Origin of the sequence: Nonomuraea sp. NPDC052116 (genome assembly GCF_040680035.1) — a bacterium.
Classification (GTDB): domain Bacteria; phylum Actinomycetota; class Actinomycetes; order Streptosporangiales; family Streptosporangiaceae; genus Nonomuraea; species Nonomuraea angiospora_A.
Genome location: NZ_JBFAWA010000021.1, coordinates 207,632 through 221,389, shown reverse-complemented (window position 1 = coordinate 221,389; position 13,758 = coordinate 207,632). Strand labels below are relative to the sequence as shown.

The 13,758-nt window shown below is 70.7% G+C and carries 9 protein-coding genes; 5 read left to right on the top strand and 4 right to left on the bottom strand.

The window, feature by feature from the left end:
• The first annotated feature begins 44 nt into the window (after positions 1–44).
• Entirely contained in the window at positions 45–1,475 is a 1,431-nt protein-coding gene (locus AB0L65_RS35850; RefSeq protein ID WP_364254640.1) for a PLP-dependent aminotransferase family protein, read from the top strand.
• 9 nt (positions 1,476–1,484) lie between these two features.
• Here AB0L65_RS35850 and AB0L65_RS35845 read toward each other — a convergent pair whose 3' ends face one another.
• Positions 1,485–2,840, bottom strand: coding sequence for an FAD-binding protein (locus AB0L65_RS35845; protein ID WP_364254637.1), 1,356 nt, complete (start codon positions 2,838–2,840; stop codon positions 1,485–1,487).
• A 1,034-nt stretch (positions 2,841–3,874) separates the two neighbouring features.
• Between AB0L65_RS35845 and AB0L65_RS35840 the strand changes: the two genes are divergently transcribed.
• From AB0L65_RS35840 to AB0L65_RS35825, 4 genes are all read left to right on the top strand, one after another.
• On the top strand, positions 3,875–4,279 hold the full coding sequence (locus AB0L65_RS35840) for a hypothetical protein (protein ID WP_364254634.1): 405 nt from the start codon (positions 3,875–3,877) through the stop codon (positions 4,277–4,279).
• A gap of 118 nt (positions 4,280–4,397) precedes the next feature.
• Entirely contained in the window at positions 4,398–5,261 is an 864-nt protein-coding gene (locus tag AB0L65_RS35835) for an SDR family NAD(P)-dependent oxidoreductase (RefSeq protein ID WP_364254631.1), read from the top strand.
• 312 nt (positions 5,262–5,573) lie between these two features.
• Entirely contained in the window at positions 5,574–6,401 is an 828-nt protein-coding gene (locus AB0L65_RS35830; RefSeq protein ID WP_364254628.1) for a hypothetical protein, read from the top strand.
• 650 nt (positions 6,402–7,051) lie between these two features.
• Positions 7,052–10,063 (top strand): NEW3 domain-containing protein, encoded by a 3,012-nt coding sequence (locus tag AB0L65_RS35825; RefSeq protein WP_364254625.1) that lies wholly within the window; start codon positions 7,052–7,054, stop codon positions 10,061–10,063.
• Positions 10,064–10,188: 125 nt separating this feature from the next.
• Here AB0L65_RS35825 and AB0L65_RS35820 read toward each other — a convergent pair whose 3' ends face one another.
• The 3 genes from AB0L65_RS35820 to AB0L65_RS35810 all read right to left on the bottom strand — a co-directional run bounded on the left by AB0L65_RS35820 (position 10,189) and on the right by AB0L65_RS35810 (position 13,613).
• On the bottom strand, positions 10,189–11,589 hold the full coding sequence (locus AB0L65_RS35820; RefSeq protein ID WP_364254622.1) for a hypothetical protein: 1,401 nt from the start codon (positions 11,587–11,589) through the stop codon (positions 10,189–10,191).
• A 170-nt stretch (positions 11,590–11,759) separates the two neighbouring features.
• Positions 11,760–12,767, bottom strand: coding sequence for an aldo/keto reductase (locus AB0L65_RS35815; protein ID WP_364254619.1), 1,008 nt, complete (start codon positions 12,765–12,767; stop codon positions 11,760–11,762).
• A gap of 75 nt (positions 12,768–12,842) precedes the next feature.
• A complete protein-coding gene (locus tag AB0L65_RS35810; RefSeq protein ID WP_364254616.1) occupies positions 12,843–13,613 on the bottom strand; it encodes a methyltransferase domain-containing protein in 771 nt (256 codons plus the stop codon).
• Between the last annotated feature and the right edge of the window lie 145 nt (positions 13,614–13,758).

Sequence of the window (13,758 nt, the reverse complement as noted above, 5' to 3'; positions counted from 1 at the left end):
CTCTGCTTGGCAGGAATTGGTACACGCCGATAAGGTCCGTTCCCGTGGGGCGATTGAGGACCAATTCCGGGCTGGCCGAGGACTTGCTCATCGAACTGGACCGTGACGCCGGGGTGCCGCTGCACCGGCAGATCGAGGCGTCCGTCCGCGCGAGCATCCGGGCCGGTCGGTTGCGAGCGGGTGCGTCGCTGCCACCCACCCGCACTCTCGCGGCCGGGCTCGGGGTTTCCCGCGGGGTGGTCGTGGAGGCGTACCAGCAGCTCGTGGCCGAGGGCTATCTTGCCAGCAGATCGGGCGGTTACACCCAGGTCGCCGCGTCGATGCCGCCGGCCGCCGCCGGTGCGGACTCGACGGGGCAGCCGGACGCCCGCAGCGTCGGCTTCAGGGTCGACTTCGGATACGGGCGCACCGACGTGTCGCAGTTCCCGCGGACCGCCTGGTTGCGCTCGGTTCGTACCGTGCTCACCACCACACCCAACGACCGGTTCGCCTACCTCGACGGGCGCGGTGTGCCGGAACTGCGCCAGGCCTTGTGTGACTATCTCAACCGGGTACGCGGCACGCTGGCCGTCCCCGGCAACGTGGTCGTCTGCAACGGCTACGGGCAGGGCATCGCGCTGCTGATCCAGGTGCTCGCGAGGCGCGGCGCCAGGCGGATCGCCCTGGAGGACCCGTCGTCCGACGATGATGCCCGGGTGCTGGCCGGGGCCGCGGGCTTGGAGGTGGTGGGCATCCCGGTGGGTCCGGACGGCGTACAGGTCGATGCGCTCCATCGGGCCGACGCCGATGCGGCCGTGCTCACGCCGTCGCACCAGTGGCCGACCGGTGGGGTGCTGTCGGCGGCGGCGAGGGCCGAGGTGATCCGCTGGGCGAGGCGCCGCGGCGCGATCGTGGTCGAGGACGACTACGACGCGGAGTACCGCTACGACCGGTCTCCGGTGGGCGCCATGCAGGGCCTGGCGCCCGATCACGTCGTCTACTGCGGCACGGCCAGCAAGACACTCGCGCCGGGGTTGCGGCTCGGCTGGATGGTTGTGCCTCCCCATCTGGTCGCCGACGTCGCCGCGGCGAAGCTGCTCGCCGACCGCGGTTCGTCGGTCATCGACCAGCTGACGTTCGCCGACTTTCTCGGCCGCGGTGAGTTCGACCGTCACCTGCGCCGGATGCGTCCGGTGTACCGGCGCCGCCGCGACGCGCTGCTGGACGCGCTGCGCACCCATCTGCCCGATCTGCGACCGGCCGGGATCGCCGCCGGGCAGCACGTGGTCGCCTGGCTCCCGCCCGACCTCGACGAGGCGGCGGTGGTGGCGACAGCCGCCCGGCACGGGCTCGGCATCCAGGGCGTCGGGCCGTTCCGGATCACCGGCGCCGGGCCCGGTGGCCTGATCTTCGGCTACGCCATCCTCAGCGAGAGCGCCATCGCCGAGGGGGTCGCGCTGCTGGCGACGGCCATCCGGGAGGTACGGGGATCCTGACGCGGCCCGTCACAGTGCCGGACGGATGTTCTGGTTCAGGTGGAACACGTTCGCCGGGTCGTACGCGGTCTTCACCGCGGTCAGCCGGGCCAGCTTCGCGGCCGAATAGGCCCGCCGCACGCCGCGCTGCCCATCGGCCAGTTCGTCGGCCGTCAACGAGTTGACGTAGATCCCGCTGGCGTACGGCTCGAGCGAGGCACCGGCGGCGCGGGCGGCACCCATCCTGGCGTCGTCCTCGACCGGGTCGGTCCAGCGGGAGCCTGCACCGAACTCGAACATCGTGCCGCGGTGGCTGAACGCCGCGTCTGCTTCCGGGACATCGGCTATCGCGCCGCCGTGCGCCTGCAGGCCGACGCCCGGCAGGTCCAGGCTCGCGCTCAGGTCGGAGCCGCCGCGCAGCAGGAACGCCTCGATCGCCGCGGTGGGAAAGCTCCGCAGGTAGTGCCCCTTGGAATAGCGGCGGTACGCGTGGCCGCCGGTGGAGTCCTCGCGTTGCTGAAGTTCGAGGTAGGACGGGGTGGTGACGCGGGAGGCAACGGGACGCCCGAGCGCCCGCATCGCGGGGAGCAGCCGGCGGCCCTCGGCCGGGTCGCCGACCCACACGAACCCCAGCGTGGCGATCGGGCCAGAGGCAGCGCTGCTGGCACTGGCGGTGAACGTCGCCTGCCGGGGCGCGACGGCGTTCAGGTCGCGCCAGCTCTCCATGGCCGGAACGGCGTCCTCGGCGCGGAAGTCGAACTCGGCGACCAGCGTCCGCGTGCCGATGTGATGCAACTCGAACTCGAGCTCGGTCACGATGCCGAAGTTGCCACCACCGCCGCGCAGGCCCCAGAACAGGTCGGGGTTGTCGGTACGGCTCGCGGTCACCACGTCGCCCTCGGCGGTGACCATCGTGTAGGAGACGACGTTGTCGCAGGCCAGGCCGTACTGGCGGGCCAGCCAGCCCATGCCGCCGCCGAGCGTGAGCCCGCCGACGCCGGTGTGTGAGACGTTGCCGGCTGTGGTGGCCAGGCCGTACGCCTGGGACGCCCGGTCCAGCGCGCCGAGCAGCGCGCCGCCCTGCACCCGGGCCCGGCGACGGGCCGGGTCGACCCGCACCCCGCCCATGGGCGTCAGGTCGATCATGAGACCACCGTCAGGCACGGCGAAGCCGGCGGCGTTGTGGCCACCACAGCGCACGCCGATCTCGAGGTCCAGTTCGCGGGCCAACCGCACGGCGGCGACCACGTCGGCGACGCCCGCCGCGCGGACGATCATGCGTGGACGCCGGTCGATCATGGCGTTCCAGACGGTACGGGCGGTGTCGTAGCCGGCGTCGCCAGGCGTGAGTACTTGGCCCTCGAAGCGGGCTGCTGTCGTCGTCATGCCACTCAGCCTGACAGGAATCGGTACCCTCGATAAGGTCCGATCCTGCACGCCGATTGAGGACCAATTCCGGGCCCGGCCGATGATCTGCTCATCGACTTCGCACTCGGCGCCTGCCGGGTCTCCGTGCCCAGCGCGCTGCGCACGGAGGTGACCGCGACCGCGCGACCACCGCCAGGACGGAGACCGTCATCTTGGCGCCGGCGTCGTCGCTGGCCAGGTCGATGCCGGAGAGCAGCCCGGATTCGACGCGCAGATGCAGACCACGGCGGATGAGCACGGGGCGCAGGGCGAGGATGTCGGCGACGCAGCGGAACTGAGGAGACGCTGCTCGCCCTGTCCGGTGACATTTGGGTCCGTTGGGCTGATGACATTTTGATCTGTTGGTCGTCGGTGGGCACGGAGAGGATTGGGGCATGACGATCCAACGCGTCACCACCACCTCTGCCGCGACGGCTCCCGCAAGCCACCCGGCATCGGCGGTCTGGCCGCTGCGCGTGCAAGGGTGAACGCGCCACCCATGCGCACCGGACGCGCGCCGGCTCGGCCACCGGATCCACACCTACCAGGATGGCGTACGTCAGTGACCGTTCCGTAGCGGCTCAGTGCTCAGCACGGATGTCCAGATGCGCGCCGCCCGCCAGACTGGCTGTACACCGTCGAGCAAGGAGGTCACGACGCCCGACCCGACCGTGTTCCCGGATGCGGGGTGACGATCATGGACGAGCTCTCGATCCACTGGACACCGTTGCTTGCTCAAGAGCAGGCCCCGCCCGCGGGTTGGCCCGCCGACCGATCGCCGCCACCAACACTCTGCCTACCGTATTCGACGCAATACCACCCAACGCGCCACGGAGGCCCCGATGACCGTTATCTACCGGGTCCGGCAAGGGCCGGCGTCATGACCGACGTCGATCTGGACGCCCACGCCCGTGGTCTGATGGACGCCAACCTGTACGTGGTCCTCGGTACCGCCGACGCCGACGGCATCCCGTCCAGGTGCGCTCGCCCTGCGCCGGCAAGGAAGGAATCCGATGGCGAAGTCCGTGTTGTACATGTCGATGTCGCTCGACGGGTTCATTACCGGTCCGGGTGACGGCCCGGGCAACGGGCTCGGGATCGGCGGCATCCGGTTGCACGAGTGGCTCGGCGAGCCCGTCTCCGACCCGCCGTACTTCGACCCGCCGGGGCTGAGCGGGCAGGTGTTCGGCGAGTCGATGGCGACAGGTGCGGTCGTTGTGGGTCGCAAGACGTTCGACTACGCCGGCCACTGGCACGGTGATCACCACGGGGTGCCGATCTTCGTACCCACGCGTGGCGTGCCGCCGGCGCCGCAGAGCGGCTGGGTTCACTACGTGCCCGACGTCGCAACGGCGATGCGCGAGGCCAAGGCGGCCGCCGGCGGCAAGGACGTGATGGTGCACGGCGCCGGCCGGTGACCACGGCGCTCGAAGGCGATCGGGAGCACCACCGGCGTCGATGTCGAGCACACGTGCGGGCATGCCCACCGGAGTACCGAGCTTGTCATGCGAGTCGATCAAATAGCCAGGAGTGTCGATGTCCAAGGTGTGGTTCGTGACAGGAGGTTCGCGCGGTCTGGGTCGCGCGTTCGTCGAGGTCGCGCTCGAAGCGGGTGATCGCGTGGCGGCGACGGCGCGCAACCCGGAACGGTTGCGGGATCTCCTCGACACCTACGGCGATGGGGTGCTTCCGCTGCGGCTGGACGTGACCGATCATGACGCGGCTGTGCGCGCGGTCGCTCAGGCCGTGGAGAGGTTCGGTCGCATCGATGTCGTCGTCAACAGCGCCGGCTACAGCGACTTGAGCTCGTTCGAGGACACGACGATCGACTCGTTCCGGACGCAGGTCGAAACCGTCTTCTACGGCGTCGTCAACGTTTCGAAGGCGGTCGTGCCGATCCTGCGCGGGCAGGGCGATGGTCATCTCATCCAGGTCTCTTCGCTCAGTGCCCGCTTCTCCGCCCCTGGTCTGACCGCCTACCAGGCGGCGAAGTGGGCCGTAACTGGATTTTCCAGCGGCCTTACCCATGAGCTCGCTCCGTTCGGGGTGAAGATCACTGTTCTCGAGCCGGGCGGAATGCGCACCGACTGGGCGGGCTCGTCGATGACGATCCCGCAGCCCAGCGCGCCGTACCAGCCGACCATCGGAGCGTTCGCCGAGCTGGTGCGCGCCGCCTCCGGTCACGAGGCGACGAGCGCGCGCCGTGTCGCCCAGGTGGTCCGAGACATCGTCGGCCGAGACGATGCCCCCCTACGCCTGCTGCTCGGCACCGATGCCGTGCCGTTGGCGCAGCAGGCGGCACGGGAACTCGCCGCCAGCGACGAGGCCTGGCGTGAAGTCAGTCTCAGCGTCTCCGACGGGACTCCCCTTACCACCGATAGGGACTGCCAACCAGCCTAGTCGTTCGCCGCCTCAAGGAACGGTGTCGCGGCAGCTCCCGCTGGTCCAGGCTCATCGGCGTACGTCCGAACCTGCGGACGTGGGCTCTGATGGCCGACATGACCTGTGGTGAGCACGGACCGAGTCTGGCCCAGCCGACAACCGGACCGCAGCGACCGAGCGGCGACCGACTCCGGGTGACACCCCGACGCTGCCCGGCGGAATCGACCGGAAATTATCGACCGGGGTTGTCGGATCCGGGCCGCGTCGTTCGTAGCCAGGGTGAGCGGCCGCCCACGAGGGCGCTGTCACGACCAAGGGAGATGCCGACCGATGCTGCAGCACCCACAGGCCAAGATCCACCGCATGTTCGAGCTCGTCGAGCCGATCGCCACCGTCACCTTCTCCGAGGTGGCGAACGAGGCGTTCCTGGCCGTCGGCATGCGCAACTACTGGGACGGATACTTCGCGGGCCGGGCCGCGCCGCTGGGGCCGGTACCGGCCGGGGTGGTACACGCGGTCTTCTACAACTTCGCCGACGGCGAGGTGGCACGCCACATCCCCTGGGTGTGGGGGAAGATCAGCCCGCAGGAGGCGATCGCCGTGCGCGAGCGGGGCAGCGCCGCTGCGCTGCGGCAGATGATCGGGGAGCTCGCCGACTCACCCGGTCTGGTGCGGGCCGCCGACCTCGCCACCCGAGCAGCGCTCAGCGCGCCGACCGAAGGCCGAGTGCTGTACGCCGGGCTCCGGGCACTCGACGTACCCGAGGAGCCGGTGGCCAGGCTCTGGCACGCGGCGACGCTGCTGCGGGAGCATCGCGGGGACGGCCACAACGCCGCCCTTCTCGCCCACGGCATCGGCGGCACCGAGTCCCACGTCCTCATGGCCCTCTCCCTCGGAATGAGGGCGGAGGAGTTCGGCCGGATCCACCACCTGCCCAAGGCACGACTGGCCGCCGTGGTCGACGGGCTGCGCGGCCGCGGCCTCGTGGACGCCGCCGGCCGGTTCACCGACGCCGGCCGGGAGACCAGGCAGCGGATCGAGGCGCTCACCGACGAGCTGGCCGCGCCGGCGTACGACGTGCTCGGTGCGGACGAGCTCGACGAGCTGGCCGCGGGGCTCGAGCCGATCGCCGCCGCGGTACAGGCCGTCGACGACTGAGCGGGCGCATCAGGCGACGGCGACGACCCCAGCCCGGCCACCGAGGTGAGCAGGTCGTTGCGCGGGATCACCCGCCTGGTGTAACCGAAGGCGCCGCCGCCAAGCGGCGCGAGGCCGCCGGCGCCTGGCTGCCCGGCAAGAAGAAGACCGGCCGGCTGCGGGCTGTCGGCCCCGCCGAAAGACACCACGCCGGGCCGTGCAACAGTGCGAGATTGGTGGAGCAGTGCGCCACATCGAAATCCGTCGCGCGGGCTTGCGGATCACGCCGATCGCCGCGGCCCATGCCGCCGCGTCCGCGCTCTTCGGAGTCACGACGGTGTCGGCGGTCGTCAACGCCACATACTCCCGAGGCCGCAACGCGTGGATCGCCACGAGTTGACGGGCCGGCAGAGGGACGCGCGTCTCGACTCCCTCATCGTCGAGGACCGTCCGGCCCGCCAGATCTGTCAGGAACCGATCATCGCTCCGCGTCCCGCGTCGTACCTCCGGTCCACGCCATGTAGCCAGGATGTCGGCGCGCATTCCCGAACAGATCTTGCGTTTTCGCTCGCGACTGGTCAATATGTGGGCAATATCGGTCAGATTCGATCCACGGGTGCGATCGGATCTGAGCGGTCTACCGTCACCCCCCGAGAACGCTTGAGGTGACCATGAGACGCACGGCTGCGGCGCTCGCGATGCTCGCGGCGCTGGTCGCGCCGACCGCCCTGACCCTCACTCCGGCGAACGCCGCCACTCCGAAGCCCCCGCCGGTATACCCCGAGGTCGGCCCGGGCACCGCCTTCCTCGACCACCGGGCGCTGCTGGCCGGATACGCCGAGCCGGAGTGGTACGAGGCGAACATCCCCTTCCTGGAGGTGCCCGACCGGGAGATCCAGGACGTCTACTACTACCGCTGGAGCACCTACAAGCGGCACATCCGCTACACCGACCCCGCGACCGGCGACATCATCACCGAGTTCCACAACGCCCCCGGCTACGCCGCGCCGCTCGGCGGCATCGTCGCGGCCGCCGGCCACCACGTGTACGAGGGCCGCTGGCTGCGCGACACCCGCCCGATCGACGACTACCTCACCTACTGGCTGCAGGGCCCCGGCAGCGGCCCCAAGCCGAAGGAGGAGTACCTCAACAAGGACACCGACGACTGGGCGCACCAGTACGCCTGGTGGGCGGCCGACGCCGCCTACCAGCGCTATCTCGTCACGGGCGACGCGTCCTTCGTCGAAGGACTGCTGCCCGACCTGGTCCGCCAGTACGACAAGTGGGGCGGCCAGTACGACAAGGACCTGGGCCTGTACTGGTCGGTGCCGGTGTGGGACGCGATGGAGTACACCGCCTCCTCCTACGAGACCGACCCGGCCGATCCCTACCACGGCGGCGCGGGCTACCGGCCGACGTTCAACGCCTACCAGTACGGCGACGCCAGGGCGATCGCCGCCATCGCCCGGATGCGCGGCGACGGAGCCCTGTCCAGCACGTTCGAGCGGCGGGCCGCCTCGCTGCGCGACGCGCTGCACCGCTACCTGTGGGACCCCGAGCGGCAGTTCTTCTACCACAAGGCCCGCGCCGACCTGGACCCGCAGCGGAAGCTGGTCTCCACGAGGGAGCAGATCGGGTTCGTGCCGTGGGCGTTCGGCATGGCCAAGCCCGGAACCGAGAAGGCGTGGGCGCAACTGCTGGACCCGCAGGGGTTCGCCGCGCCGTACGGGCCGACCACGGCCGAGCGGCGCAGCCCCTTCTTCATGCGGGACGCGCTCGGCGGCTGCTGCCGCTGGGACGGCCCGAGCTGGCCGTACTCCACCTCGACCACGCTCACCGCCATGGCCGACCTGCTCAACGACCGCGACCAGGACGTCGTCACCGCCGCCGACTACTACCGGGTGCTGCGCGGCTACGCGCTCACCCAGTACAAGGACGGCCACCCGTACGTCGCCGAGGCGCACCACCCCGACGAGCCGCGCTGGATCTACGACGCGCGGGGACACAGCGAGCACTACAACCACTCCACCTTCGACGACCTGGTGATCAGCGGCCTGATCGGGCTGCGCCCGAAGGCGGACGGCAAGGTCGTGGTGAACCCGCTGGCACCCGCGGAGTGGGACCACTTCGCGCTGGAGAACGTGCCGTACCACGGGCACAACGTGACGGTGCTGTGGGACCGCGACGGCACCCGGTACGGCCAGGGCAAGGGACTGCGCGTCTACGTGAACGGCAGGCTCGCCGCCGCGCGGTCCGCGCTCGGCGAGCTGACCGCCCGCGTGCCGGCCGCCGTCGAGCCCGACCGCTCCTCGCGTCCCGGCAACGACGCCGCGAATCCGTACGGAACCGGCTACCCCAAACCGTTCGCGTCGTACACCAACGGCATCGACAACGTGTGGGACGCGGTGGACGGGCGGATCTTCTACGACGACGTCCCGCACAGCCGCTGGACCAACTACCGCTCCCCGAACCCAGGGGACCATCTCGGGGTGGACTTCGGCGTGCCGACCCAGGTGAGCGACGTGCGGTTCTACGCCTACGACGACGGGGGCGGGGTGCGGGCGCCGGCGTCGTACCGGCTGGAGTTCTGGGACGGGTCGGCGTGGCGGGAGGTGCCGGGCCAGGCGCGCACGCCGCGAGAGCCGGGTGCGGCGCTGAACCGGATCACGTTCCCGGCCCTGACCACGACCAGGATCCGGCTGGTGTTCGGCAACCCGCCCGGCGCGTACGTCGGCGTCACCGAGTTGCAGGTGTGGTCGCCCGCCGCGGGCGACACCCGGCTGGACGCGGCCGTCACCGAGCAGGGCGTGCCCGCCGTGGTGACCGCCACCTTCACCAACGACGGCCGCAAGCCGGCCACCCACGTCAAGGTGGCGCCTGCCGTGCCGCCGGGCTGGTCGGCCGAGCCGCTCGGACACGCGGAGACGCCCGTGGTGCGGCCCGGCGGCCGGTTCGCGGTGCGCTGGCGGGTGACGCCGCCGCCCGGGACCTCGCCACGCCCGGACGCCTACCCGGTGCGCGCCTTCGCGACGTACGACCGGTCTGCGCGGGCCGCCAGCGCGTACGCGCACGTGGAGGTGCCGCTCGACCCCGCCTCCTATGCGAGGGTCGAGGCCCAGGACACGTTCACCGCTGACACCTCGGCGGGCTACACGGTGCACCAGCCCTTCGACGGCGAGGCCAAGCCGGCGACCACGGCCGGCGGCGGCCGGTTCGCGGGCAGCGGCGCGCAGCCCTTCTTCGGGTTGGTGGCGGGCCCGGCGGGGCCGTCGTCGGCCGAGGCGATCAGCGTGGTGACGGTCGGGTCGTTCGCCGGCACCGGCAGCCCGGAGGACAGCGTGTTCGTCGGCTGGGTCAAGGACCGGGACACCTACGTGACCGCCTGGTACAACAACACCCGCAAGCAGTCCGGCATCAACGTGCGGGTCGGCGGCCGCTTCCTGGACACGCCCGGCGACGCGCCGCTGACGCTCGCGCCGGGCGACCGGTTCGCGCTGGTGCTGTCCGGCGACACCATCACCTCCTTCGCCCACACGGGCGGCCGGTGGCATCGGCTCCGCACGGCCGGAATCGGCGCCACGCTGGCCACGCCGCAGGCCCGCGAGGGCTTCCGGTACGGTTTCGGCCTGCGCGCCACCTCCGGCACGATCACCATCGCCGGTCTGGAGGGCCGCGCCGCCTGATCGCCGCCGTGCGGTGGGATGTCGTCAGGCGGCCGTCCCCTCGTTCCACCGCTCGTGGCGCACGTACTCGGTGTCGTGCCCGGTCCACCCGGGCTCGGCGCCGGTGGCGGCGGCGTGGCGGCCGCTCAGGGGATGCGCCGTACGGTGTCGGTCACCTTGCCGTCCTTCATCTCTGCGGCGAGCTTGAACGAGCGGGACTTCACCTCGGCAGAGAACCAGCGGACACCGCCTGGACCGCCCGCCGGACCGAGCGGAAGCTCTGCCGAGGTGCCGTCCGCGTAGCTGATGCGCACCTCCCGTACTCCGGTCCCCGCGAAGCCGATGAGGACGTTGTCGCTGGGCAGGTCGAGCTCCAACACGTCACTTATGATCGTCAGCGGCACCCGGCCGTACTCCGGCTTCCAGTCGAAGGTCCCGCCGCCACCGTCCACGATCTCGGCCCGGCGGGAGAGCACGCGCAGCGCGGACGTGAAGGTTCCGTCCTGCAGACCGGCGCTCATGGCCCAGGCCCGTTCGGCGTTCCTGCCGTGCGTGACGACACGCAACGGACGGTTCTCATCGTCGACGGGCGGGAACAGAAGATCGGGAGGGTATTCCAGGATCTGGCCACGCGCCCGCTCGACGGCCTCAGGGCCGGCCGGGCGCAGACCTCGCACGAACGCGTCCACCACCGGGTCGGAAAGCCCCAGCGCGGACACCTTGACGATCACGCCGTTCTCCCGCCAGAGCCGGACCTTGGGGATCATGAGGGTCTGGTCCTGGTGCACCCAGTCCAGGCTGAGCGATCCGCTGGACAGCAGGTCGCCACCCGCCAGGCCGGTGGTGCCGCGGATCTCGCGAGGCTCTCCCCTGACCGTGGCGCCGGCGAGAGTCTCCATGCCGGCATCGCCGGGCAACTGGCTGACGGAGATCCTGGCGCGTGCCCGCCGGTTGGTCCAGACCTGCTCTGTTCCGCCGAGTTCCGCCTGCCAGTTGCCGATCGGCAGCGAACCGGTCTTGACAATGTCCAGTCCCTGCGGCAGATGCGCGGCATCGATCCGGGGCCGCCGCAGATCCTCTGCCGCTCCGTTGGCCGCCCTGATCAGCTCGGCGTCCGACAACCCGTGGCCCAGCACCGCGAACGACTCGAAGTCCTGGCTCGTCTTGACCGGCCAGGTGATCCAGCGGTGCCGTCCCGATCCGCCCATGGTCGCCTCGTGCTTGTCCAGCTTGACCGGCTTTCCACGGTACGGCCGCTCCCAGTCGTACGGCTGGTCCCAGTCCTCCGACTGTGTCACCAGGACGGCCAGCGTCCTGCCGCCGGGCGTGTCGCCTTCCGCGTACGCCGTGACCGGATCCTGTTCGGCGTCCGATGTGACCAGCTGCTCCAGATGGAGGTCTCCTGGCCGCTCCGGCAGAAGCAGCGTCGCGGAAGCCTGGCCTGGAGTGGTCGCAGGACGACCCTGCCGAGGGTCCGCCACGTTGCCGCCGCATCCGGCCCCCAGGACGATGAGGGCAGCCGCCACGAACACGCGTAAAGATCTCATTCATGCTTTGACGCGATCTTCCATGCGCGAGTTCCCCGTGCCGCGGGTTCGGCGGCTCATCGCACAGCTTTTTGAACCATGGATCAGAGCCGAGCCCGGCCCACCCCCCCACTCCCCCACCCGGGTCTGGCGGGCGATCCGATGCGCGCGGGCCCGGCGTCGGGTTCCGGTCAGGCTCCGGCGGCGTCGAGGCGGGCAAGCTGCTCTGCTGTGAGCTTGACGTCGAGCGCCGGTAGCGCCGCCTCGTACTGCTGGAGCGTGCGCGGCCCGATCAGCGGCACGATCTCCGGCGAGGTCCGGTGCAGCAGCCAGGCGAGGACCAGCGCGTTCGGGGTGACGCCGGTCTCAGCGGCCACCTCGGCGGCAACGGCGAGCCGGGCCTCGGCGTCCGGCCCCAGGTAAGGGTCCATCACCCCGTGGCCTGCCCGCTTGGCAGGGCTGTCGTAGATGCCTTTGAGGATCGGCGAATAGGCGACCAGGGTCAGGTCGTCGTGGGTCTGTAGGTAGTCGAGCTGCTCGTCGTCCACGATGGACGCGTGCCGGAGCCCGGCGCGGCGCCGTAGGTAGGAGTGCTGCTGCTGGAGCGCCACCGGCGCCGGCCAGCCGTGCCGGGCGCACAGCTGGCGGATCCGCTCCAACCGCCAGGTCCGCACGTTGGACCAGCCGATGTAGCGGGCCTTGCCGGCCTGGACGATACCGGCCAGCGCCTCCAGCGTCTCCTCCAAGGGGGTGGCGCGATCGTCGACGTGCACGTAGTACAGGTCGACATGGTCGGTGCCGAGCCGGCGCAGGCTGCCGTCGATGGCCTCGCGCAAGGTCTTCGCCCCGGCCCCGACGAACGTCCGGTAGGCGGCGTCCCAGTCAGGCCGGCCCTCGGACCAGACCGCGTCCAGGTCGCGTATTACGGCGCTGCCCTTGGTCGCGAGGAACACCTGCTCACGCCGCCCAGTCCTGGCCAGCCAGCGACCCAGCAGCTCCTCGCTCTCGCCGCCGTAGCTCCCCCGGTTCTCCCACCAGCAGTAGCAGTCGGCGGTGTCCAGGAAATTGCCTCCGGCCTCAAGATACCGATCGAGGATCGTGACGGCTTCGTCCTCCGGCGTCGCCGTTCCCATGATCATGCATCCCAGGGCGAGCTGACTGACCTGCTCGCCCGTACGGCCAAGCTGCACCGTTCTCACGTGATCCGCTCCCTTCTCGGTGCCACCGACGCTAGGAGCTCGAGCGCGCTCCAGGTCAAGGAAACGGGGAACGACTCAAAGGCGCCGCCGCCGTCGGCAGATCAGGGCGGTGGTTTCGTGCTGAATGCGTACATGACCGCCCAGGGACTCGATGGTGCCGTGCACCACCCGCAGCAGCGCCGCGAGCCGTTCGGCCCCGAGCCGGAGGTGGTCGCTCGACGTCGCGACGAGCCCGAGCCACTGATCGGCGGTCAGAACGCGTTCCTGCCGGTAGACCTTCTCCTCGATCGGGGAGAACGCGTCGCGGCCGGACGGCGGCACGCGTTCGGAACGGGTCGTGTCCCGTGGTCCCCAGACCCAGACGATCTCCGGCGCGTGCTGCGCGTACACGCGGGTGAACGCCGCGGCCACCGGCTCCTCGACCTGCGAGGAGTTCCAGAACCACGCCATGACGCCGCCGGTGGCCAGCACCCGTGCGGCCTTCGCGATGCCGGCGTCGGGGTCGATCCAGTGCCACGCGTCGCCGCAGGTCATGAGGTCGAAGCGACGCCCCGCGTCATCCCAGGTCTCGAACGGGGCGACCTCCACCTCGACCCCGTGGCCCCGCGCGACGTTCGCCATGCGCTCGTCCACCTCGACCCCCAGCACCGCCAGCCCTCGTCCGGCCAGCGTCCGGGCCACTTTGCCGGTGCCGCATCCGACGTCGAGCACGCGGGTTGGCTGGCCCGCCGTGAGTTCGTCGATCAGCTCGTCCGGAGACTCCGGGCGGTACCGGTCGTACTGCTCGGCCACCGAGCCGAAGGACGTGGCTCGTGCGCGGTCCAGATGGAGCTCGTGGGATTCCATGATCCGACGATAGGAGAGCCCACGGGACAGGATCCAGAAGGCTGTGCTGCGGGAACGCGCCACGTGCCGGTCGCCGCCCACCCCGAGCAAGTGATGGACTACTATCATTTTTGAAGGGCGTTTCCGGTACATCGGCCTCTCCAGG

Coding starts and splice junctions, on each gene's coding strand:
- AB0L65_RS35810 (WP_364254616.1), bottom strand. CDS start 13,613: ATGGAATCCCACGAGCTCCATCTGGACCGCGCACGAGCCACGTCCTTC.
- AB0L65_RS35835 (WP_364254631.1), top strand. CDS start 4,398: ATGTCCAAGGTGTGGTTCGTGACAGGAGGTTCGCGCGGTCTGGGTCGC.
- AB0L65_RS35840 (WP_364254634.1), top strand. CDS start 3,875: ATGGCGAAGTCCGTGTTGTACATGTCGATGTCGCTCGACGGGTTCATT.
- AB0L65_RS35845 (WP_364254637.1), bottom strand. CDS start 2,840: ATGACGACGACAGCAGCCCGCTTCGAGGGCCAAGTACTCACGCCTGGC.
- AB0L65_RS35820 (WP_364254622.1), bottom strand. CDS start 11,589: ATGAGATCTTTACGCGTGTTCGTGGCGGCTGCCCTCATCGTCCTGGGG.
- AB0L65_RS35830 (WP_364254628.1), top strand. CDS start 5,574: ATGCTGCAGCACCCACAGGCCAAGATCCACCGCATGTTCGAGCTCGTC.
- AB0L65_RS35825 (WP_364254625.1), top strand. CDS start 7,052: ATGAGACGCACGGCTGCGGCGCTCGCGATGCTCGCGGCGCTGGTCGCG.